The 19,360-nt window shown below is 61.4% G+C and carries 20 protein-coding genes; 11 read left to right on the top strand and 9 right to left on the bottom strand.

Annotated elements, in window-relative coordinates; translation table 11 throughout:
* Both NKH28_RS03260 and groES read right to left on the bottom strand, forming a co-directional pair.
* The coding region (locus NKH28_RS03260) for a TCP-1/cpn60 chaperonin family protein (protein ID WP_281061927.1) at positions 1-205 on the bottom strand (205 nt) is incomplete at its 3' end.
* 62 nt (positions 206-267) lie between these two features.
* A complete protein-coding gene (gene groES, locus NKH28_RS03265; RefSeq protein WP_006203049.1) occupies positions 268-564 on the bottom strand; it encodes a co-chaperone GroES in 297 nt (98 codons plus the stop codon).
* 217 nt (positions 565-781) lie between these two features.
* Between groES and NKH28_RS03270 the strand changes: the two genes are divergently transcribed.
* A complete protein-coding gene (locus NKH28_RS03270) occupies positions 782-1,717 on the top strand; it encodes a bifunctional helix-turn-helix transcriptional regulator/GNAT family N-acetyltransferase (RefSeq protein WP_352971419.1) in 936 nt (311 codons plus the stop codon).
* A gap of 40 nt (positions 1,718-1,757) precedes the next feature.
* Here the strand turns inward: NKH28_RS03270 and NKH28_RS03275 are convergent, their stop codons facing one another.
* Positions 1,758-2,420: an FAD-binding oxidoreductase gene (locus NKH28_RS03275; RefSeq protein WP_352977786.1), complete on the bottom strand. Its 663-nt coding sequence runs from the start codon at positions 2,418-2,420 to the stop codon at positions 1,758-1,760.
* A gap of 135 nt (positions 2,421-2,555) precedes the next feature.
* Between NKH28_RS03275 and NKH28_RS03280 the strand changes: the two genes are divergently transcribed.
* From NKH28_RS03280 to NKH28_RS03295, 4 genes are all read left to right on the top strand, one after another.
* Positions 2,556-3,035 carry a MarR family winged helix-turn-helix transcriptional regulator gene (locus tag NKH28_RS03280; protein ID WP_352503401.1) on the top strand — a complete coding sequence of 160 codons (480 nt, stop codon included), beginning with the start codon at positions 2,556-2,558 and terminating at the stop codon, positions 3,033-3,035.
* Complete coding sequence (locus NKH28_RS03285) at positions 3,032-4,210, top strand: HlyD family secretion protein (RefSeq protein WP_352926235.1); 1,179 nt, start codon at positions 3,032-3,034, stop codon at positions 4,208-4,210. Before NKH28_RS03280 ends, NKH28_RS03285 begins: the two co-directional genes overlap by 4 nt.
* A 318-nt stretch (positions 4,211-4,528) precedes the next feature.
* Positions 4,529-6,064: a DHA2 family efflux MFS transporter permease subunit gene (locus NKH28_RS03290; RefSeq protein WP_352503380.1), complete on the top strand. Its 1,536-nt coding sequence runs from the start codon at positions 4,529-4,531 to the stop codon at positions 6,062-6,064.
* Between the two features lie 173 nt (positions 6,065-6,237).
* Complete coding sequence (locus NKH28_RS03295) at positions 6,238-8,925, top strand: EAL domain-containing protein (protein WP_352926232.1); 2,688 nt, start codon at positions 6,238-6,240, stop codon at positions 8,923-8,925.
* Between the two features lie 43 nt (positions 8,926-8,968).
* Here NKH28_RS03295 and NKH28_RS03300 read toward each other — a convergent pair whose 3' ends face one another.
* Positions 8,969-9,487 (bottom strand): CAP domain-containing protein, encoded by a 519-nt coding sequence (locus tag NKH28_RS03300; RefSeq protein WP_352503378.1) that lies wholly within the window; start codon positions 9,485-9,487, stop codon positions 8,969-8,971.
* A gap of 235 nt (positions 9,488-9,722) precedes the next feature.
* Positions 9,723-10,178, bottom strand: a complete 456-nt coding sequence (locus NKH28_RS03305) for a MarR family winged helix-turn-helix transcriptional regulator (protein ID WP_352503377.1) — start codon at positions 10,176-10,178, stop codon at positions 9,723-9,725.
* 62 nt (positions 10,179-10,240) lie between these two features.
* On the opposite strand from NKH28_RS03305, the gene NKH28_RS03310 reads away from it, so the two are divergent.
* Positions 10,241-10,690 (top strand): SgcJ/EcaC family oxidoreductase, encoded by a 450-nt coding sequence (locus tag NKH28_RS03310; RefSeq protein ID WP_352541600.1) that lies wholly within the window; start codon positions 10,241-10,243, stop codon positions 10,688-10,690.
* Between the two features lie 275 nt (positions 10,691-10,965).
* Here the strand turns inward: NKH28_RS03310 and NKH28_RS03315 are convergent, their stop codons facing one another.
* Positions 10,966-11,331 (bottom strand): winged helix-turn-helix transcriptional regulator, encoded by a 366-nt coding sequence (locus tag NKH28_RS03315; RefSeq protein WP_352503375.1) that lies wholly within the window; start codon positions 11,329-11,331, stop codon positions 10,966-10,968.
* Between the two features lie 108 nt (positions 11,332-11,439).
* On the opposite strand from NKH28_RS03315, the gene NKH28_RS03320 reads away from it, so the two are divergent.
* A complete protein-coding gene (locus NKH28_RS03320; protein WP_352503374.1) occupies positions 11,440-12,144 on the top strand; it encodes a glutathione S-transferase family protein in 705 nt (234 codons plus the stop codon).
* Between the two features lie 101 nt (positions 12,145-12,245).
* Here the strand turns inward: NKH28_RS03320 and NKH28_RS03325 are convergent, their stop codons facing one another.
* Entirely contained in the window at positions 12,246-12,617 is a 372-nt protein-coding gene (locus NKH28_RS03325) for a winged helix-turn-helix transcriptional regulator (protein ID WP_352503373.1), read from the bottom strand.
* Between the two features lie 110 nt (positions 12,618-12,727).
* On the opposite strand from NKH28_RS03325, the gene NKH28_RS03330 reads away from it, so the two are divergent.
* Both NKH28_RS03330 and NKH28_RS03335 read left to right on the top strand, forming a co-directional pair.
* Positions 12,728-13,477, top strand: coding sequence for an SDR family oxidoreductase (locus tag NKH28_RS03330; protein WP_352978093.1), 750 nt, complete (start codon positions 12,728-12,730; stop codon positions 13,475-13,477).
* A 133-nt stretch (positions 13,478-13,610) separates the two neighbouring features.
* Positions 13,611-14,435, top strand: a complete 825-nt coding sequence (locus NKH28_RS03335) for a DUF2189 domain-containing protein (RefSeq protein ID WP_352926230.1) — start codon at positions 13,611-13,613, stop codon at positions 14,433-14,435.
* A gap of 6 nt (positions 14,436-14,441) precedes the next feature.
* Here NKH28_RS03335 and NKH28_RS03340 read toward each other — a convergent pair whose 3' ends face one another.
* Complete coding sequence (locus NKH28_RS03340) at positions 14,442-15,074, bottom strand: LysE family translocator (RefSeq protein ID WP_352685524.1); 633 nt, start codon at positions 15,072-15,074, stop codon at positions 14,442-14,444.
* A 119-nt stretch (positions 15,075-15,193) separates the two neighbouring features.
* On the bottom strand, positions 15,194-17,161 hold the full coding sequence (locus tag NKH28_RS03345) for a pilus assembly protein TadG-related protein (RefSeq protein ID WP_502895757.1): 1,968 nt from the start codon (positions 17,159-17,161) through the stop codon (positions 15,194-15,196).
* 337 nt (positions 17,162-17,498) lie between these two features.
* On the opposite strand from NKH28_RS03345, the gene NKH28_RS03350 reads away from it, so the two are divergent.
* On the top strand, positions 17,499-18,359 hold the full coding sequence (locus tag NKH28_RS03350; protein ID WP_352503369.1) for a TIGR01459 family HAD-type hydrolase: 861 nt from the start codon (positions 17,499-17,501) through the stop codon (positions 18,357-18,359).
* Positions 18,360-18,368: 9 nt separating this feature from the next.
* A complete protein-coding gene (locus NKH28_RS03355; RefSeq protein ID WP_352772785.1) occupies positions 18,369-19,352 on the top strand; it encodes a bifunctional riboflavin kinase/FAD synthetase in 984 nt (327 codons plus the stop codon).
* The last annotated feature ends 8 nt before the right edge of the window (positions 19,353-19,360 follow it).

Below are 19,360 nucleotides of genomic sequence, written 5' to 3' on the forward strand. Positions count from 1 at the left end.
TGTTTTCGAACTTGTCCTCAAGCTCGATTTCCTTGGCGACGGTGACGCCGTCCTTGGTGATGCGCGGTGCGCCGAACGACTTGTCGATGACGACGTTGCGGCCCTTGGGGCCGAGCGTGACCTTCACCGCGTCGGCGAGGATGTTGACGCCGCGCAGCATGCGCTCACGAGCGTCGCGGGAGAATTTTACGTCTTTGGCAGCCATTTTTAGCTCCTGGCAGGGGCTTGGATTGAGCCCGAAGATTTAAATGAGGGTGAGGCCGATATTCAGCCGATGATGCCCATGATGTCGGATTCCTTCATGATCAGAAGGTCTTCGCCATTGAGCTTGACTTCGGTGCCCGACCACTTGCCGAACAGGATGCGGTCGCCGGCCTTGACGTCCAGCGGGACGAGCTTGCCGGCTTCGTCGCGGGCGCCGGAACCGACGGCGATGATCTCGCCTTCCTGCGGCTTTTCCTTAGCCGTATCGGGGATGATGATCCCGCCCGCGGTCTTGGATTCGGATTCGACCCGACGAACGACCACGCGGTCATGAAGCGGGCGGAACTTCGACTTTGCCATTTTTTATTCCTCGATGAGAATGGTGAGAACAGTTCCTCCGTCCGGCGGCGCCGGACATGTGGTTAGCACTCATCTTGGGGGAGTGCTAACGTGGCGCTGAAATAGGCTGGCAACTCGCGCGAGTCAAGGCGCCCGCTGGGCATAATCAGGACAATTGCTTCAAACGGATACTTGACCAAGTCAACTAAATCGCTGATCTTGCCGGGAGGAGGATGCCATGACCATTCATCATCACCCAGGCAAGGAGCGGATCGACGCGGTGCGGGCCTTCAACCGCTTCTACACCCGCCAGATCGGGCTGCTCGACGAAGGGCTGCTGAAAAGCACCTTCTCGCTGACCGAGGCGCGGGTGCTCTATGAGCTGGCGCATCGCGATGGCCTGACCGCCACCGACCTTGCGCGCGATCTCGGCCTCGATGCCGGTTATCTCAGCCGGCTGCTGAAGAAGTTCGAGGAGCGTGACCTGGTCGAGCGCGCCACGATCGAGGCGGATGCACGGCGCTCGTCGATCGCGCTGACCAAGGCCGGGCGGCAGGCCTTCGCGCCGCTGAACCAGGGTTCGCACGACCAGGTCGCGGCTTTGCTCGAACGGCTTTCGGTTGCCGAACAGGACAGGCTGGTCAAGGCCATGCAGACGGTGCAGCGTTTGCTGGGCGGAAGCGCCGAGCCCAAAATTCCCTATATGCTGCGGCCTCTGCAAGTCGGCGACATCGGCTGGATCATTCATCGCCAGGGCCTGCTCTACGCGCAGGAATATGGCTGGGACGAAACCTATGAAGCGCTGGTCGCCGAAATCCTCGGTGCCTTCGTCAAATTCTTCGATCCGAAATGGGAACGCAGCTGGATCGCCGAGCGGGAAGGGGAGGTCGTCGGCTCGGTCTTCGTCGTGCGCCAGTCGGACGCGGTGGCGAAGTTGCGCCTGCTCTATGTCGAGCCGTCGGCGCGCGGCCTCGGCATCGGCAAGCGGCTGGTCGAGGAATGTATCGGCTTCTGCCGCGCCACGGGTTACAGGACACTGACGCTGTGGACCAACGACGTACTCGCCGCCGCCCGCCACATCTATGAGGCTGCGGGCTTTAAATTGACCAACGAGGAGCGCCACCATTCCTTCGGCAAGGATCTGGTCGGCCAGAACTGGAATTTGGAGCTGTAGCAGCGCCGCAGAATTTCGAGCATCGGCCTGGGGCGGTCGCTCAGGTCGCAGGCTTAATGTTTTGGTTCAAGCGAAAGAAATTGGTGGGATCATACTTGTTCTTTAGTGCGGCCAACCTCGGATAATTCTCGCCGTAAGCCGCCAGAACCCGATCAGTGCCTTCTTCGCCGAGATTATTCGCATAGACGCCGCCGGTCGAGAACGGTCTCATTGCATCCCACAGGTCGCGCGCCCATCGGATGTGCGTTTCGTCGTCAGACGGGTAGTCCCAGATCGATATCGGGAAGCAATCGTAAAGCGCATCCCGATTGGCGTAGGGCGTTCCGTCCATCGGTACTCGCGAGATGGCGCCGCCAACCTGCTGCAGGACCAGAAGCGATTCGCTGGGTGCAGTCATGTAAGCCGCAAGCATGGTATCGATCGCCTGATCTGTGATTTCGCGCATGAAGCGCGCCTTCCAGTAGTAGCGCCGCCCGCGCCGAAAGAGGCTGTCCCCGGCCGATTGGACTTGAAGATAGGGGACAGGAGCAATCCGGCGCTCAACTGGCGTGCCATACTCTCTCAGAGGTTGAATGATTTGCTGACCTTCGTCGAGGGGGCCGATGTAGCACGCCGATATGCTGAAGAAGCGTTCGCCCGAGGGCGCCGTCAAAAGTGCTGCATCCAGGCTCAGCTCATCCGGGGCGCCGCTCGAGAACCGCATCGCTTCGCGTCACAAGCGCCCGGCGTAATAAATTGCTAACCACGATCGCCCTGCACCGACTGCCATGCACACTCGCCGGCTTCTGGCACAATCCGGCTCCTTGAATTATAAGCACGCTTATTATATATGTCGCTCATGGTTTCCGACGGCATCGACAGATTGGGCTTTTTGATCCACGACGTGCAGCGCCTGATGCGCAAGCGCTTCGAAGCGCGCGCCAGTGGTTTCGGCCTTTCTTCGGCGCAGTGGCGGCTTCTGGTCCGCGTCGCCAAGGAGGCGGGTGTCGCGCAGGCGCGGCTTGCCGAGCTTCTCGAAATCGAGCCGATCAGCGTCTCGCGTCTTGTCGATCGCATGGAGGAGGGCGGCTGGATAGAGCGTCGTCCCGACGCAACCGACAGGCGAGTGCGCATGATTTTCCCGACCGCCAAGGCAAACGCGGCCTACACCCACGTCAAGAGCCTTGCCGGCGAGGTCTATGAGGAATCGCTCGTTGGCGTTTCGCCGGAAGATCGCCGCGTCCTGGTCAGGGCTCTGGAGACAATGGTGCAGAATCTTGCAGATGGTGAGGCGCCGCCCTCGGAAAAAGTGAAGAATACGGAAGGCGCAGCAGCATGAACGCGGTAGCCAAACTAGATGAGAATGCGGCCAAGCTGGAGCTGGAAGCTCCCGCGAAGCCGGCGGCAGCTCCGGTAACGGTCGCTCCGCAGATAGCTCCGGCGCCGGTGGCGCCGAAGCAGAAGCGCCGTGCCGGCCGCTTCCTTTTGATGTTTGTGCTGCCCGCTGCGTTGATCGCCGGCGGCAGCTATGTCTGGGTGACCGGCGGCCGCTATCAGGAGACCGAGAACGCCAATCTGCAGCAGGCCAAGGTTTCGATAGCCGCCGATACGGCGGGCCGCATCGTTCAGGTCGACATTTTCGACAACCAGTCTGTCAACCAGGGCGACGTGTTGTTCGCTATCGATCCCGAGCCCTACCGGATCGCATTGGCCCAGGCCGACGCGGCGGTGGCCGGCGCACGGCTCAATGTCGAGCAGCTGCGTGCGGCCTACAGCCAGGCGCTGGCGCAGGAGAAGTCCGACGAAAGCCAGGTCCAGTACGCGCAGTCGCAATATGACCGCGCCGCCGACCTTGCCCGCAAGGGCATCAACGCCAAGTCGTCTTTGGACGAAGCCAAGAACGACCTCGACAAGGCGAAGCAGCAGCTGGCCGTGGCCCAGCAAGGGATCGTCAGCGCCAAGGCGGCACTTGGCGGCAATCCCGACATCGAGACCGACAAGCATCCAACGGTAATGGCGGCGCTCGCCGCACGCGACAAGGCGGCCTACGATCTGGTCCAGACCACGGTCAAGGCACCAGCCGACGGCATCATCAGCCAGGCCGCTTCGTTCAAGGTCGGCCAGTATGTCGGTTCGGGCACGCCGCTGTTTTCGCTGGTCGAGACCGGCGACACCTGGGTCGACGCCAATTTCAAGGAAACCCAGCTCACCAACATGAAACCCGGCCAGAAGGCCGAGATCATGGTCGATACTTATCCGGGCAAGACGTTCGAAGCCACCGTCAAGGCGATCGGCGCCGGCACCGGCGCCGAGTTCTCGCTGCTGCCCGCGCAGAACGCTACCGGCAACTGGGTCAAGGTCACGCAGCGCATTCCGGTCCGCCTGGAATTGACCGATGCCGACGCCAAGGCGGCGCTGCGCACCGGCATGAGCGCGACCGTCACGGTGGACACCGGCGTTTCCCGCGGGCTGCCGAGCATTTTCCGCCGCGCCACGGCAGGCGAGGCCAGGTAAGAGGCCAGGTAAAGAGCCCTGGTAGCGGCCGCATATAGCAAACAGCGAGATGGATGCAGGATTGGTCCGAGGGAGGCGCAGGAAAAGTTGAATGCGTAGACGGGCTGCGCTGTAGCCTGCCTCAGCAGACAACGTCGCGCAGGATCTTCGGTCCTCAGGTTTCCGGGCGGCAGGCGCCCGCTTTGTCGAGACGCTCAGTCGATGTAACCCCCACATCGATGCTCGCGTCCCACCGCGATGAGGGTCTCTCTACAGCGGGGCCTCGCCGTCCGGAAACCTAATGTACACGTTTTTGTTACCTGCTGGAAGTTTTACGTCATGAGCAGCCCAGAACCCTTTCGCGAAGTACCGCACCGTGGCCTGATCACAGTTGCGCTCATGCTTGCGACGATCATGCAGGCGCTCGACACGACGATCGCCAACGTTGCGCTGCCGACCATGACCGGCGATCTCGGCGCCTCCCCCGACAACATCAACTGGGTGTTGACCTCCTACATCGTTGCCGCGGCGATCATGACGCCGGTGACCGGTTGGCTGGCCGACCGCTTCGGTCGCAAGGAGCTGTTCCTGACGGCCGTGGTCGGTTTCACCGTCTTTTCAATGCTGTGCGGCATCGCCTGGAGCCTTGAGACCATCGTTTTGTTCCGGCTCATGCAAGGCGTGTTCGGTGCGGCCATCGTGCCGCTGTCGCAGACCTTCCTGCTCGACATCAACCCCAGGGAACGCCACGGCCAGGCCATGGCCATCTGGGGCGCCGGCATCATGCTGGGACCGATCCTTGGCCCGACGCTGGGTGGCTGGCTGACCGAGAATTTCAACTGGCGCTGGGTGTTCTTCATCAACCTGCCGGTCGGCATCATCGCCTTCCTTGGCATGGCGGCATATCTTCCCAGCGTCGCCCGGCGGGTGCGCAGCTTCGATTTCTTCGGCTTCACCATGCTCTCGCTCGGTGTCGGCGCGCTGCAGCTGATGCTCGATCGCGGCGGCGAGGTCGACTGGTTTTCCTCGATCGAGATATGGATCGAGCTTGGTCTTTCCATCACCGGTTTCTGGGTATTCACCATCCACACGTTGACGGCGGAGCACCCCTTTATCGACCCGAAGATCTTCCTCGATCGCAATTTCGTCACCGGGCTCGCGTTCATCTTTGTCATGGGCGTGCTCATCCTGGCGAGCATGTCGCTGCTGCCGCCAATGCTGTCGACCATCTTCGGTTATCCGACCCTCACCATAGGCATCGTCTTGGGCCCGCGCGGTGTCGGCACGATGATCGCGATGCTGTTCGTCGGGCGGATCATGCACAGGATCGATGCCAGGATCCTCGTCGTCATCGGCTTCCTGCTGACCGCGCAATCGCTCTACACGATGTCGAGCTTTTCGCCGCAGATGGACAACTGGCTTATCCTCAGTTCCGGCGTCATCCAGGGCCTTGGAATGGGAATGGTGTTCGTGCCGCTGTCCACCGTGGCTTTCGCCACGCTCGACGCGCGTTTCCGCACCGATGCAACGGCGCTGTTCAGCCTGGTGCGCAATCTTGGCTCGTCGATCGGCGTATCGGTGGTGACGGTTCTGCTGGTACGCAACACGCAGATCAACCATGCCGAGCTTTCGGCCTACATCAATCCGTTCAATCCCAACCTCTGGGCGGCATCGCCGGCAGCGGCGGGCGGCGATCCGACGGCGCTGTCGCTGATGGATCGCATGGTCAATGTCCAGGCGATGATGATCTCCTACGTCAATGACTTCAAGCTGCTGATGATGATGACGCTGCTTGCTGTCCCGTTTGTTTTCCTGCTGCGCAAGCCAAAGGCTGCGCCGCCCGCCGGTGGGACGCCTGCCGCGCATATGGACTAAGCCTCAGGGCTTACGGCAACCGCGACCGGCCACGGTTTCCGTTGCCGTGCCGGTCGCGTCGGCGTTGAGCCAGGTTCACCTGCCATTAGTATATCCGGACCAATATGCAGTCGCTTTTGGGTTGAAGGCGAGCCTCCTTTGCTTGCCTCAAGCATCAGCGGGAGGAATTGTGTTTGGCCACGAAGTCATCCAGGCAAACCGCCGACGCGCCCGAATCCGCAAATTTAACGACGCTGGCACAACTGGCGACTGCCTCATATGAGGCCCTCGAGCGCGAGCTTCGCGCCACGATTGCGGCACTTCAGGACCAGGCACTGCGGTTCCAGACCGCGATAGAGAACATCTCGCAAGGCATCTGTTTCTTTGACGCCGATGAACGGCTGATCCTGTGCAATCGACGCTACACGGAAATCTATCGCCTTGCCCCGGAGCAATTGCAGCCGGGTGCGGCGCTGCGCGAAATCGTCGAGCGGCGCGTCGCTGTCGGAACCTCGGCAATGAATGCGGACGCTTATCTGGCGTTGGCCCGGGCAGTCAATTCGGGCACGGCTTCGGGGAACTGGACAGCCGAGCTCGCCGATGGCCGGACAATTCAGGTCTGCCATCAGCCGATGCCTGACGGCGGCTGGGTGGCCACGCATGAGGACATCAGCGAGCTCAGCGCCAACCGCTTGGTCGTCGACGAGCGTATCTCCTTGCAGACGCTCATCGACCTGGTGCCTGACTACATGTGGGTGAAGGACACCGAAAGCCGCTTCGTCGTCGCCAACCGAGCCATTGCGTCCGACAGCGGTCGAGACAGCACGAGCGACATGATCGGTCTGAGCGACTTCGACCTTCACGCGCCGGATCTTGCGCAGAAATTTCGCCTCATCGAGCAGCAACTGATGCGCGACGGACAACCGATGGTCGACGAGGAGGAGTTCGTCGTCGATGCGTCAGGCACCGGCAAATGGTTCCTGTCTACGAAACTGCCGTTGCGCAACGTTCAGAACAACATTTTCGGCCTCGTCGGCATTGCCCGTGACATCACTGCGCGCAAGCAGGCCGAAATCCTTCGCGACGGGCAGGCGCATATCCTCGAGATGATCGCAAAGAGCGCTCCCCTCGAAGACGTGCTCGAGCGGCTCATGCGTCTGGTCGAGTCCCAACTGGCGGGGATATTCGGTTCGGTCTTGCTGCTCGACAAGGATGGCAGCCACTTGCGCCACGCCGCCGCGCCGAGCCTGGCGAGAGACTACACCGACGCCGTCGACGGCGCCGCGGTAGGCCCAAGGGCAGGGTCTTGCGGTACCGCAGTCTATCGGCGCGAGCCGGTGATTGTCGCTGATATCATGCAGGATCCGCTTTGGCAGGACTATCGCGAACTCGCGCGGCCACACGGTTTGCGTTCATGCTGGTCGACACCGATCCTGTCGCATCAGGGCGCCGTGCTCGGCGTCTTTGCGATGTATTCTATGACGGTGCGCGAACCGACCGAGGCCGAGACTCGCCTCATCGATTTCACCACGCGCATCGCCGGGATCGCCATCGAACGCAAACAGGCCGAAGACCGGATCCACTTCATGGCCAATCATGACGTGCTGACCGGGCTTCCCAATCGCGCCTTGTTGGAGGACCGGCTTTCACAGGCGGTCTTGTACGCCCAGCGATACGATCGCTGGGTGACGGTGGTGTTCATTGATCTGGACAATTTCAAATTCGTCAACGACACGCTCGGCCACAATGCCGGCGACGAGCTTCTGAAGACCGTCGCAAGTCGCATGGTCGACTGCGTCCGGGCGACCGATACCGTCGTGCGGCTTGGCGGCGACGAATTCGTCGTCGTGCTTTTCGACCAGCCGGCGAACGTCGATCTCGTTTCCGAGACCTTGCAAAAGCTCAGGGCTGCACTCGCCGAACCGGTTCGGCTCGGAGCGCATCTTGTGCGGGCGACGGCCAGCATCGGCATTGCCAACTATCCCAAGGATGGGACGGATCCCGATACGCTGCTGGCAAATGCCGACGCGGCCATGTATCGCGCCAAGGAGTTCGGCCGCGATAATTTCCAGTTTTACGCTCCGGAGTTCAACACCAGGGCGCATGAAAAATTCGTGCTTCAGGAAGAGTTGCGAAACGCCTTGGCGCGTTCGGAATTCACGCTGCTCTACCAACCGCAGGTGGACCTTCGGTCAGGTCGGGTTTTTGCGGTCGAGGCGCTGATACGCTGGAACCACCCAACGCTTGGCACGGTAATGCCGACGATGTTCATCCCGACCGCCGAGGAGACAGGTCTGATCGTACCGATCGGCGACTGGGTTCTGCATGAGGCGTGCCGGCAGAACAAAGCCTGGCAAGACGCAGGACTGCCGCCCTTGACCGTTTGCGTGAATGTGTCGGCGCGGCAATTCAGGGAGCGCAACCTGATCGATCGCATCGTCAGCGCGCTGAAGGACAGCGGCCTGGAGGCCAGGTATCTCGAGCTGGAGGTGACCGAGAGCCTTATCATGCAGGATATCGAGCTGGCGGTCGCCACCATGAACGCCCTGCAAAGCCTGGGTGTCCAGATCTCGATCGATGATTTCGGCACCGGCTATTCCAGCCTCAGTGCACTCAAGACCTTTCCCGTGGCGCGGCTGAAGATCGACAAGTCCTTCATCAAGGATCTCGCCGCCGACGAGAACGATCAGGCTGTGGCCAGCGCGGTGATTTCATTGGGGCAAAATCTCAACCTGAGGGTCATCGCCGAGGGCGTTGAGACAGATGATCAGGTTGCTTTCCTGCGCAGGAACAATTGCGACGAAATGCAGGGCTATCATTTCAGCAGGCCGGTTTGTGCGCAGGAGATCGAGGAATTGCTCGGCGGCGGCCGCAAAGACTGACGGATCGGTCGCCAGCAGGCTTCCGCCGTCCAAATGGTGGAAGTTATCTGCCGAGCACAAGGCACCAGTAGCGAAGCGTGCTGTCGCGGCCGTCGCGCACATAGGCGAGGCCGAAGCGGGTGAAGCGCGGGTCGAGCATGTTGCGGCGGTGGCCTGGCGAATGCACCCAGATATCGAACAGCTTCTGCTGGTCGAAGCGGCCTTCGGCAATATTTTCGGCGGCAGCGCCGGCAATGCCATTGTCTTTGACGCGCGAGGCAAAGTCCTTGCCCCAGCCGGTGGTGTGATTCATTCGGCCGCCGCGTGCCATATATCCGGCCTGCTGGAGCGCCGCCTGCTCGAGCCGGGCATCGGGGGCGAGCGGCCCCAGACCCGCCGAAGCGCGGATGCCGGCCAGCGTGCCGGCGGCGGAAGCAGAGACACCGGCGCTTTCACCGGTAGGCAGCACGGCGGTTGCGCAGGCGGTGAGCCCGGCAAGGGCGCCAAGGCCGGCAGCTCTGAGCAGCACGCGCCTGCTTAGGCTTGGTTGGGCCTGATAATTTTCGATTTTCGTAACGGTCATGCCCGCCTGACATAACCGCGATCATGGCTTTTGCCGGGCAGGGCGGTGAAAATGCGTGATGAATGGTTTTGACGCGATGACACTTTGTCAGATTGATTTCACCGCTCAATCGAAACAGGCCTGCTCGGATGGCAGCATTCGCCCAGACGGCTGTTCGGGCTCGATACTCCCAGGAGCTCGATACCCAGTCAGGCCTTCACGGACAGAGCGTTTCTTTTGCCCTACCTTTGCGGCTTCACGAGCGCTGGCGAGGTATCCTCGGTTGCAAATTTTCGCTGGGGGATATCGCTTGCAGTGACGACCGCAGCGATTCGTACGCCTGAGCACCAAGCAGCCTTCGGTATTGGTCTTCGAGACGCTGATTGAAATCGTGGACGGTCCGGATCACCGCAAGCGCCGCGTCAGTTGCAACGATTAATTTGGCCCGTCTGTCGTTCGGATCATGCGAACGCCGAACATAACCGAGGCGCTCCAGTTCATCGATCAACTCACCCATCGATGCTTTGCCAATGCCCGCACGCTGTGCGAGGACGCTGGGTCGGGTTCCTTCTGCGTCGATGTTGGCGAATACAGCGCCGTGTTTGGGCTTGATTGCCGCATGGCCGCTCTCCCGGAGAACCTGGACCAAGGCGCTCGCCGACGATTGATAAGCATAGAGAAGCAGAGACTGCGTGTAGGGCTGATTATCCATCTTTTCAAACTTATATGGTGCCCATATAGTATGGCAACCGAACTATATGACAGGAGATCAGCATGGCTACCGGCAACGTCCGAACTGAAGGGGTGGAAAGTGTCGCGCACAGGCTGATCGAAGCTTGGAATCGTCACGATGCTCGCGCCTTTGCCGCCGTATTCGCGGCAGATGCCGAATTTACAAACGTCTTCGGGATGCAGGCGACTGGACGTGACAAGATCGAGCAGTTCCATGCCCCAATTTTTGAGAAGATGTTCAAGTACAGCCATCTATCCGCCGAAAGCGTGCGGAACAGGCTTGTTCGCCCTGATGTTGCCACGCTCGACCTGCGGTGGTCCATGACTGGCGCGCTCGATCCGATGGGAAACGAATGGCCGCGTCGGCGCGGATTAATCAGCGTAGTGGCGACGCGGGATCATGATGAATGGTTGATTGCAACGATGCACAATATGGAACTTGGGGACGATCAAATGGCAAAGTCTCAGGAGAAACTTCAAGAGGATAAGTAGGCTCTTCGTTCACGTCAGGATCGAAAGCGACAGCCAGCCAGCATGGTCAAGCCGATCTGATCGGGCAACGAGATCGAACGGCGGATCAGGTGATCAGGATTGGCGAGCTATGCTACAGGAGTTGGTGCCGGATGGCGGTGCCTTGTCCCGGTTTGGCTGGCCACAATGGCGCGCCCCATAGCCGGTCGCCTTGGTCTTGCGGAATCTAATGTATGAACGGCTTGGAGCGCTCTGGCTCTCGCCGGCAGTTCTTTGCGGCGGTGATCGCCGGTCGGCTATTCCGCCGCCACGAGTTTGATTTCCGGCGTCGATGTAGCCCGGTCGGCCCGATCGTCCTCGGTATCTTCCCACCAATCGCCCAGGGCGTCGATGAGTGGCACAAGTTTGAGACCGGGCTCCGTGAGGTCGTAATCCACGCGAAGCGGATAGCCGGTACGCGCCGTTCGCCGCACGATCCCGGCTTCCTCCAGCTTGCGCAGTTCCAGCGCCAGAATGCGGTGCGAAACTGTCGGGTTGTCACGCCTCAAATCGCTGAAGCGCTTGGTCCCGTCCTTGAGGTAGTAGAGCAGCAAGGTGGGCCAGCGACCGCTGAGCACACGCATAGTCTCCTCGATCGGGCAGCGTGAGACGACATCTTTCATGGCGGGGACCTGGTTACAGAATAGTGCGTAATTTACATGGGGCGACCAGCGTTTAGGGTCAAGTTTCGCTGCGCAGCGTAATCCCTAAATCATGGAAGAGACAAAGAAATGGAACCTATTCTCCTTTACGGCTTCCCGCTGGGAAGTTCGATGGGGCTTGTCGCTGCATTTGAACGCGTCGGACAACCCTACCGCCTGTGTCGCGTCGATATGCTCACTGAGATGAAGAACGACGCCTATGCCAGCATCAACGGTCGTCAGGAAACACCGGTGTTGATCACGGACGAGGGCAGGGTGCTCACCGAGACCATGGCGATTGCCGCCTGGCTCGAAGCCCGCGATACGCAACGCCGTATCAGCTTCGATCCTCGCTCGCCGGAGGGCGACCGGATGCATCAGCTGATGGCTTTCGTGAACACCGGTTTCACCGCCGCTTTCACCCCGCTCTGGGCCGCATATGAAATGGAGTCGGCGGAACCGGTGCTGCTGGCGACCTTGCGTGATTTCGGCCGCAAGGTCGTTACCAACCGCCATGACCAGCTCGAGGCGATGATCCTCGACACGGATTTCCTGGTCGGCGACCGGCCGACGCTTGCCGATACCACGCTGATCGGCGTAGCGCGCTGGGCGGAGTTCCACCAGGCGGTCGACGGCGCAGCTTATCCCAGGCTGGCGGCGCTACGCCGCCGCATCGAAGCCGATCCGGCCGTGCGATACGCACAGGCCATCGAGGGTGGCGAAAAGCCGGCGGGTTCGGGTGCCTGTCTTGGCCATGTCCCCCTGGCCGAAGTGATCGATCGTTTCGCTGCCTAGCTTTTGTCACACATCTCAGCCGCGCGGCGCCAAAGTGTGGTGCCGCGCGGTGACCGCCCGTGGCTTTGGCCGGGCAGGGCAAACAATCTGTGCCCGATTAGTCAGGTGATCAGGTGGGATGCGTTGACACGCATCCAGTCGGCCAGCGAATCCAGCGTGCCACGCAAGGTTCTACCCAGCGGCGTTATCTCATACTCCACGCGCGGCGGCATCTCGGCATAGACCCTCCGATAGACCAGACCGCGATGTTCGAACAGGCGCAGCTGCCGCGTGAGCTCCTTTTGCGTAATCGGTGCGACGGCCCTCTGGAGCTCGCCGAAGCGGATCGGACAACCGGTGACGATCAGGCGATAAAGAATGGGAATGGCCCATTTTCCCGAAACCAGATTGACGAAATCGATCATCGGGCAACGATCGGTCGTGCCATTTCCGCCTTCGACTGGCGTTACCTCGATGGCTTTTGCCTGCGCCATGAAATTATTTCCTTTAGTACCCATTCGGTGCCTACTATACAAAGCATACTATCGTGTCGACAATGCCATTCTCATCGTCTTTGGGAAGGCAAATCATGGGTCGCCAAATCATGGGTCGCTTGAAAGGCAAATATGCCCTCATTACCGGGGCAACCAGTGGCATCGGTCTCGAAACCGCGCGCCAGTTCCTGGCCGAGGGTGCGACGGTGGCAATCACCGGCAGGAGCCCGTCCGGGCTGGAAGCTGCGCAGCGCGAGCTGGGCGGATCGGCGCAGGTGATCAGGAATGATGCCGGCAACCTCGCCGATCAGCGTGCGCTTGCCGCCGAACTCGCGCAGTGCTGGCCTCGGCTCGACATACTGAACATCAACGCCGGTGATGTGATGTATCAGCCCCTGCAGGATTGGGACGAGGTGGTCTATGACCGTCTGATGCAGACCAATCTCAAGGGGCCGTTCTTTTTGATCCAAGCCCTGTTGCCGATGTTCTCCAACCCGTCATCGATCATCCTGTGCGGTTCGGTCAGTGCCCATATCGGCCTGCCCCAGAGTAGCGCCTACGCCGCCAGCAAGGCTGGCCTCCTGTCGTTGGCGCGCACCCTCTCGGGTGAGATGATCGAGCGCGGTATTCGCGTCAATGGCCTCAGCCCCGGGCCGACCGAGACGCCGGCCTTGGGCAAGCTGGGTCTGCCCGAAGCGGACGAGAAGGCGCTTGGCGATCAGATACGCGCGCTAGTGCCGATCGGCCGGATGGGCAAACCTTGGGAACTCGCCAAGGCGGCGGTGTTTCTAGCATCGGATGAGTCGAGCTTCGTCGTTGGCACGGAACTGCTCGTCGATGGTGGCGTCGGAAATCTATAACCGGGATTTACCATCGTGACCATCGACTTGGCGACAATCACCCCTAAATCGACTACCATAGTGCTTATACGAGAAGTGGCAGCTACGGGCGGCCATCCTGGCGGCGGCCGCCCCGACCCACGGGAGAAAGGTTATGGCCGGCTTTCATGTCATGGCGGACGCACGTGGAATGCATGTACAGCCCACGGTGCGCCGCATCAGCACCGAGGATCTGCTCGATGCGCTCCGTCTCGGCGTAGAGGATTTCTGGGCCAAGCCGTCGCACTACGTGTTCCTGTGCCTGATCTATCCGGTGGTCGGCCTGATCCTGACGCAGTGGACGTCGGGCTCGAACGCCATCCAACTCATCTATCCGCTGATGTCCGGCTTCGCTTTGGTCGGTCCGTTCGCCGCTATCGGCCTTTACGAAATCAGCCGCCGGCGCGAGTTCGGCATGGATACATCCTGGTGGCATGCGCTCGACGTGCGCCACTCTCCGGCGCTGCCCGCGATTGCGGTCATCGGTATCATGCTGGTGGTACTGTTCCTGCTCTGGCTGTTCACCGCGCAATCGATCTATACCAGCCTGTACGGCAATCAGCCTCCGGCCTCTATTGTCGGCTTTATTCGCGAGGTGCTGACGACCAGCAAGGGCTGGACGCTGATCCTGCTCGGCAACCTGGCCGGGTTCGCCTTTGCCGCGATCGTGCTGGCGACGACCGTCGTCGCCTTTCCGCTGCTGCTCGACCGCGATGTCGGCGCGGTCTCGGCAATCGAGACGTCGGCAAGGGCAGTTCTGACAAACCCGCTGCAGATGGCGCTGTGGGGCCTGATGGTCGCCGTGCTGCTGGTCATCGGCTCGATCCCGCTATTTGCCGGGCTTGCCGTCGTCATGCCCATCCTTGGCCACGCGACCTGGCATCTTTACCGCAGGGTGGTCGAACCGGAGCGGCCACAGCCGGACCGGCGGCCGATGTAGGACCGATCAGCGTTGCGCGTCGGTTGCCATCTTGACGGCCAGCGCGGTCAGCACCGTGCCCATCATCCAGCGCTGGATCACCAGCCATAGCGGCCGCCCGGCGAGGAAGAGGGCGATCGAGCCGGCCGTCACCGCGATGATGGCGTTGACGGTCAGGCTGATCGCGACCTGTGTGGCACCGAGCACCAGAAGCTGCGACAGCACGTGGCCCTTGCCGGGGCTGATGAATTGCGGCAGCAGCGACAGATAGAGCGCTGCCACCTTCGGGTTGAGCAGGTTGGTCATCAGGCCCATGGCGAACAGCTTGCGCGGCCTGTCTCTCGGCAGTTCGCGGATCTGGAAGGGCGAGCGCCCACCGGGCTTCACCGCTTGCCAGGCGAGCCACAGCAAATAGAGCGCGCCGGCAAGGCGCAGCACATCATAGGCAAAGGGCACGGCGAGCAGCAACGCGGTGATGCCGAACGCCGCCGACAGCACGTAGAACAAAAAACCGAGCGCCACGCCGCCCAGCGAGATCAGTCCGGCCTTCGGCCCTTGCGACAGCGAGCGCGAGATCAGATAGATCATGTTCGGGCCGGGCGTCAGCACCATACCGAGGCAGACCAGCGCGAAGGCAAGATGGTTGGCGGGTTCAGGCAAGAGCGCATCTCCGGTGGGGACACTCACCACATGCTTCCATCACCCGCAAGGGCATGGCGGCAGGAGCCTTTGCGCCAGCGCGCCGGGCCCCCCTGCCTTAGTCGCCAATCCCATCGCCTTCAGCCGACGATGCGCAGGTTCGACAATTCGTTGGCGATTTCCTTGAAATTGTCGGACAGCGTCGCGCCCGTCGCATTCCAGAACAGCTTGGCCGGCTTGCTCGGGTCCGCCGGATCCTTGCGGAAGCGCGAATCCGAGGAACACGCCTTCAGCGCATCGATTGCCTTCTTGTCGCCGGCATCCGTAGGCGACAGGTCGAGCGCCACCGTCATCACCAGAATGTTCGAATTCTTTGCGTTGGCGCAGAGCGTTTTCATCTGCTCGTCGAGTGCTGCCGTGTAGTTGGCACCGGTATAGGTGGTCTTGCCGATATCGGTGCTGGTATTCATAAACAGGCGGGTTACGCTTCCAGATCCCGGATAGGTCAGGCCAGTGTAGCCGTAGGAGGCGTAGGTCGACCTGTTGTTGGCGTAGCTGCCGTCGCTGACGGCGCTATAGGTATTGGCTCCGTCGGTCAGCACCACGACCACCTTGTCGTTGCCCCTCTCGCTGTTCGGCCGACCATCGGTGAACGGTGGGTTGCTCGATACAGTTCGCCAGCCCCAGGCAAGGCCCTCCGGCACGTTGGTGTTGCCGTTCGGCGCCATGGCGTCGATGGCGTCCTTGATTTCCTGCTTCTGTGCGTCCTGGCTGACGTCCTTCAACGGCGTGATCGGGTTGGTGGTGCAGGAGGAATTCGGCCCATCGCCCGCGGCTGCGGATTGCGAACCGTATGGTTTTACCAGGAAATATTTGCGCATGTCAGACTGGCGCTGGGAAGCGGTAGGACCGGCGACATAGGGCCAATCGGCCCACCAGTTGTTGCCGTAATTGTAGGACGTGCTGATGACGTCGTTGATGCCGTCACGGTTGAAATCAAGCCACAGAGTGCCAGCCTCATCCGGGGCGAACATCGGCACGAAAAGCGTGGCCGGCGCGGCTGTATCGGGCGTGGTGTCGTCGACATTGTAGGGATATGGCCGTGCTTCGACGCAACCTTGCCAGCTCGCATAGCGGCTTGTGGTGTAGATATATTCCGGTGCGCTCCAGTGGCCGTACTGGCAGGTGCCGTTCTTCTTGTATGTGTCGCAGACATATTGCTTCGAATTGGGTACCTCTTCGCGGCCCGATTCGACCGTCATGTCGGCGTAGAGGCTGAAACGCGTCAGCGGCTGGTCCTTGGTCTCGCCCCAGCCGGTGCCGCGCTTGTACCAGACGCCGTTGAGCTTCTCGGCATATTTGTCCGGATTGTTGGCGGCACTCATCGTCGTCCAGTCGAAATCCTCGTGCTGGATCGGGGACATGCCGTCCTGATCCATCCAGCCGTCCTGGTCGTGGGTAGGGCCGACATTGACCGAGGCCGCAAACGGCACGAGAGAAAACTGCACCGGTTTGGTGATCTGCTTCATCTGCTGCGCCTGAAGCGCCAGCGTATCGACAAGCTGCTTGGCGGCCGACTTCAGCAGGTTTATTCGCTTCTCGCCGGTGCCGGAGCCGAGATCACTCATCGAGCCGGAATTATCCAGCACAAGCGCGACTTCGAGGGTGTTCTTGAGGCGGAGTTCCGAACATTCGGTGAAGGTCGTGTCACTTGCCGTGCCGCCGATCAGCAGGCTGGCGGCCGGTAGAAAATAGGGGTGGAAGGTGAGGCTGGCGCAGAGCTTCAGGGTGCCGCCGCCGGCATTGTTGTTGGGCAGCGTGACGGTCAGCGCTGTATTCGCCGGGTCGATACGTGCGAGATTGGTTTCGAAAAATGTCTTGGCGTAGGCCTTGACGTCGTTGTCGCTGGCGCCGGCAACGATCTGCTGGGCGGCGGCGAGGCCGGCCGCATCAAGGGCGTTCAGCGTTTCGTGCTTTTGGCGCAGCAACTCCCCGTAATCGACACTGAGCGCCAGCCCGGCCATCAGTGGCACAATGGTGATTGCAGTCATTAACGAGTAGTTGCCACGTCTGTCGTGTCGGAATTCTCCGACTATTGCCTTCAGCATTCCCGCCCGCCCCATTTTTCCCGGACGATGCCACGCATTTTTAAATTTCCGATTGCTGAAATACGTTCAAGGCCGGTACGGGTTTTCAATCCCTGTTAACCACGCATCCGCAATCGGCAATGCTGCTTCGAGCTTCCCGCGGCAAAGCCTCTAAAAAAGGGGATAAGGCGCTGGAAAAGAAAAGCTTTCACCTCGCGTCCTCGCCGGCGTCCCCGTGCCACAATCTTGCGGCGCTATGAAAGCTGGTGACAGGGTGAAGCGCTTCGGTTAATCCCAACCGGTCGCGGCGGACCGTCGGTCGCGGCGCTTGCAAGCATCATGGTACAGGGACAACGGCATGGCGGATTCGCCCGACATCATCGGTTCGCTCGCAGACTTGTCGGGAGCCTATTCAGCCATCCTGTGCGACGTCTGGGGCGTGGTGCACAACGGCGAATGGCATTTCCCGGCGGCGGCTGCCGCGCTGATCGCTGCTCGCGCGGCGAAAATACCTGTCGTGCTGATCACCAATTCGCCGCGTCGCAGCGCCGACGTGGTGGCGCAGATGAACGCCATCGGCGTTCCTCCCGCCGCCTACGACCGTGTCGTGACGTCCGGCGACGTTACCCGCGACCTGATCGCGGAAGGGCCGCGAAAGATCTTCCACATAGGCGCCGATCGGGATTTCACGCTCTATGAGGGCCTCGACGTCGAACTCGTCGAGGAGTTCGAAGCATCCGGCGTGGTCTGCACTGGCCTGTTCGATGACGAGGTGGAGAAGCCGGAGGATTATGCCGATCTTCTGCTGCGGCTGCGTGCCAGGAACCTGCCCTTCATTTGCGCCAATCCCGACATCGTCGTCGAGCGCGGCGAACGCATGATCTGGTGCGCGGGCGCTTTGGCCCGCGAATACGCACAGCTTGGCGGACGCACGCTGATCGCCGGCAAACCCTACGCGCCGGTCTATGATGTCGCCATGAAGGAGATCGCCGTCATTCTCGGCCGCCCGGTCGAGCGTTCGCAAGTTCTGGCCATCGGCGACGGCATGATGACCGACATCAAGGGCGCGGCCGACAATGGCTTCGACGTGCTCTACGTATCGGGCGGCATCCATGCCCGTGATTACGGTGAGACGCTGCAGCCGGATCCGGCCAGGCTCGCGGCCTTCCTGGAAAAATATGGCTACAGGCCGGTCGCGGTGATTCCCAGGCTGCAATAGGTTCAAGCCATGACGGCCATGTTCGAACGCATTTCCGCAACCGCACCGCTGCCGGCCCATCTGCGCGGCGGCGTGGTGGCTATCGGCAATTTCGACGGCGTCCACCGCGGCCACCAGGCGGTGCTCGAACGCGCGCGCGCCGAAGCGGAGCGTCGCGGCGTACCCGCCCTGGTGCTGACCTTCGTACCGCATCCGCGAAAGGTGTTCAGGCCGGACATGCCGTTGTTCGTGCTGACGCCGCCGCCGATGAAGGCGCGGCTGTTGTCGCATCTGGGCTTTGCGGCGCTGGTCGAGCAGCCGTTCACACGCGAGTTCGCCTCCTTGTCGGCGGAGGCTTTCGTCACCGGCGTGCTCGAGCGCAACCTCGGCATAAGCCACGCCGTCACCGGCTTCGATTTCCATTTCGGCAAGGACCGCCAGGGCGGCCCGGCCTATCTGATGGCTGCCGGCGAGCGCCACGGCTTCGGCGTCACGCTGGTGGATGCGTTTCGCGACGAAAGCGCCGAGGTGGTGTCGTCGAGCCGCATACGCACGCTGCTGTGCGAGGGCAATGTGGCCGAGGCCGCCGGTTTGCTCGGCTACCGTTTCACCGTCGAGGCGGAGGTGATCGGCGGCCAGCAGCTCGGCCGGACACTCGGCTTTCCGACCGCAAACATGAGGCTTTCGCCGGAAGCCACCCTCAAGGAAGGGATTTATGCCGTCCGCTTCCGCCGCGCCGACGGTTCGCTTCACGATGGCGTCGCCAGCTTCGGCCGCCGGCCGACGGTCGACGACAATGGCGCGCCATTGCTGGAGACCTTCGTCTTCGACTTTTCCGGCGACCTCTACGGCGAGATTTGTGCCGTGTCCTTCTTCGGCTACCTGCGCTCGGAGGTGAGATTCGACGGGCTTGACGCGCTGGTCGCCCAGATGAAGCGTGACGAGGCCGAGGCGAAGGCACTGCTCGCCGGCGTCAGGCCGCTTTCCGGGCTGGACGCGGCCATAGCTTTTTAGAGCATGGT

Source organism: Mesorhizobium sp. M1227, assembly GCF_040318315.1.
Taxonomy (GTDB): Bacteria; Pseudomonadota; Alphaproteobacteria; order Rhizobiales; family Rhizobiaceae; genus Mesorhizobium.

Coding starts and splice junctions, on each gene's coding strand:
- NKH28_RS03350 (WP_352503369.1), top strand. CDS start 17,499: ATGGCGGATTCGCCCGACATCATCGGTTCGCTCGCAGACTTGTCGGGA.
- NKH28_RS03270 (WP_352971419.1), top strand. CDS start 782: ATGACCATTCATCATCACCCAGGCAAGGAGCGGATCGACGCGGTGCGG.
- NKH28_RS03345 (WP_502895757.1), bottom strand. CDS start 17,161: ATGCTGAAGGCAATAGTCGGAGAATTCCGACACGACAGACGTGGCAAC.
- groES (WP_006203049.1), bottom strand. CDS start 564: ATGGCAAAGTCGAAGTTCCGCCCGCTTCATGACCGCGTGGTCGTTCGT.
- NKH28_RS03305 (WP_352503377.1), bottom strand. CDS start 10,178: ATGGATAATCAGCCCTACACGCAGTCTCTGCTTCTCTATGCTTATCAA.
- NKH28_RS03310 (WP_352541600.1), top strand. CDS start 10,241: ATGGCTACCGGCAACGTCCGAACTGAAGGGGTGGAAAGTGTCGCGCAC.
- NKH28_RS03280 (WP_352503401.1), top strand. CDS start 2,556: ATGGTTTCCGACGGCATCGACAGATTGGGCTTTTTGATCCACGACGTG.
- NKH28_RS03315 (WP_352503375.1), bottom strand. CDS start 11,331: ATGAAAGATGTCGTCTCACGCTGCCCGATCGAGGAGACTATGCGTGTG.
- NKH28_RS03325 (WP_352503373.1), bottom strand. CDS start 12,617: ATGGCGCAGGCAAAAGCCATCGAGGTAACGCCAGTCGAAGGCGGAAAT.
- NKH28_RS03290 (WP_352503380.1), top strand. CDS start 4,529: ATGAGCAGCCCAGAACCCTTTCGCGAAGTACCGCACCGTGGCCTGATC.
- NKH28_RS03320 (WP_352503374.1), top strand. CDS start 11,440: ATGGAACCTATTCTCCTTTACGGCTTCCCGCTGGGAAGTTCGATGGGG.
- NKH28_RS03330 (WP_352978093.1), top strand. CDS start 12,728: ATGGGTCGCTTGAAAGGCAAATATGCCCTCATTACCGGGGCAACCAGT.
- NKH28_RS03300 (WP_352503378.1), bottom strand. CDS start 9,487: ATGACCGTTACGAAAATCGAAAATTATCAGGCCCAACCAAGCCTAAGC.
- NKH28_RS03335 (WP_352926230.1), top strand. CDS start 13,611: ATGGCCGGCTTTCATGTCATGGCGGACGCACGTGGAATGCATGTACAG.
- NKH28_RS03355 (WP_352772785.1), top strand. CDS start 18,369: ATGACGGCCATGTTCGAACGCATTTCCGCAACCGCACCGCTGCCGGCC.
- NKH28_RS03275 (WP_352977786.1), bottom strand. CDS start 2,420: ATGCGGTTCTCGAGCGGCGCCCCGGATGAGCTGAGCCTGGATGCAGCA.
- NKH28_RS03285 (WP_352926235.1), top strand. CDS start 3,032: ATGAACGCGGTAGCCAAACTAGATGAGAATGCGGCCAAGCTGGAGCTG.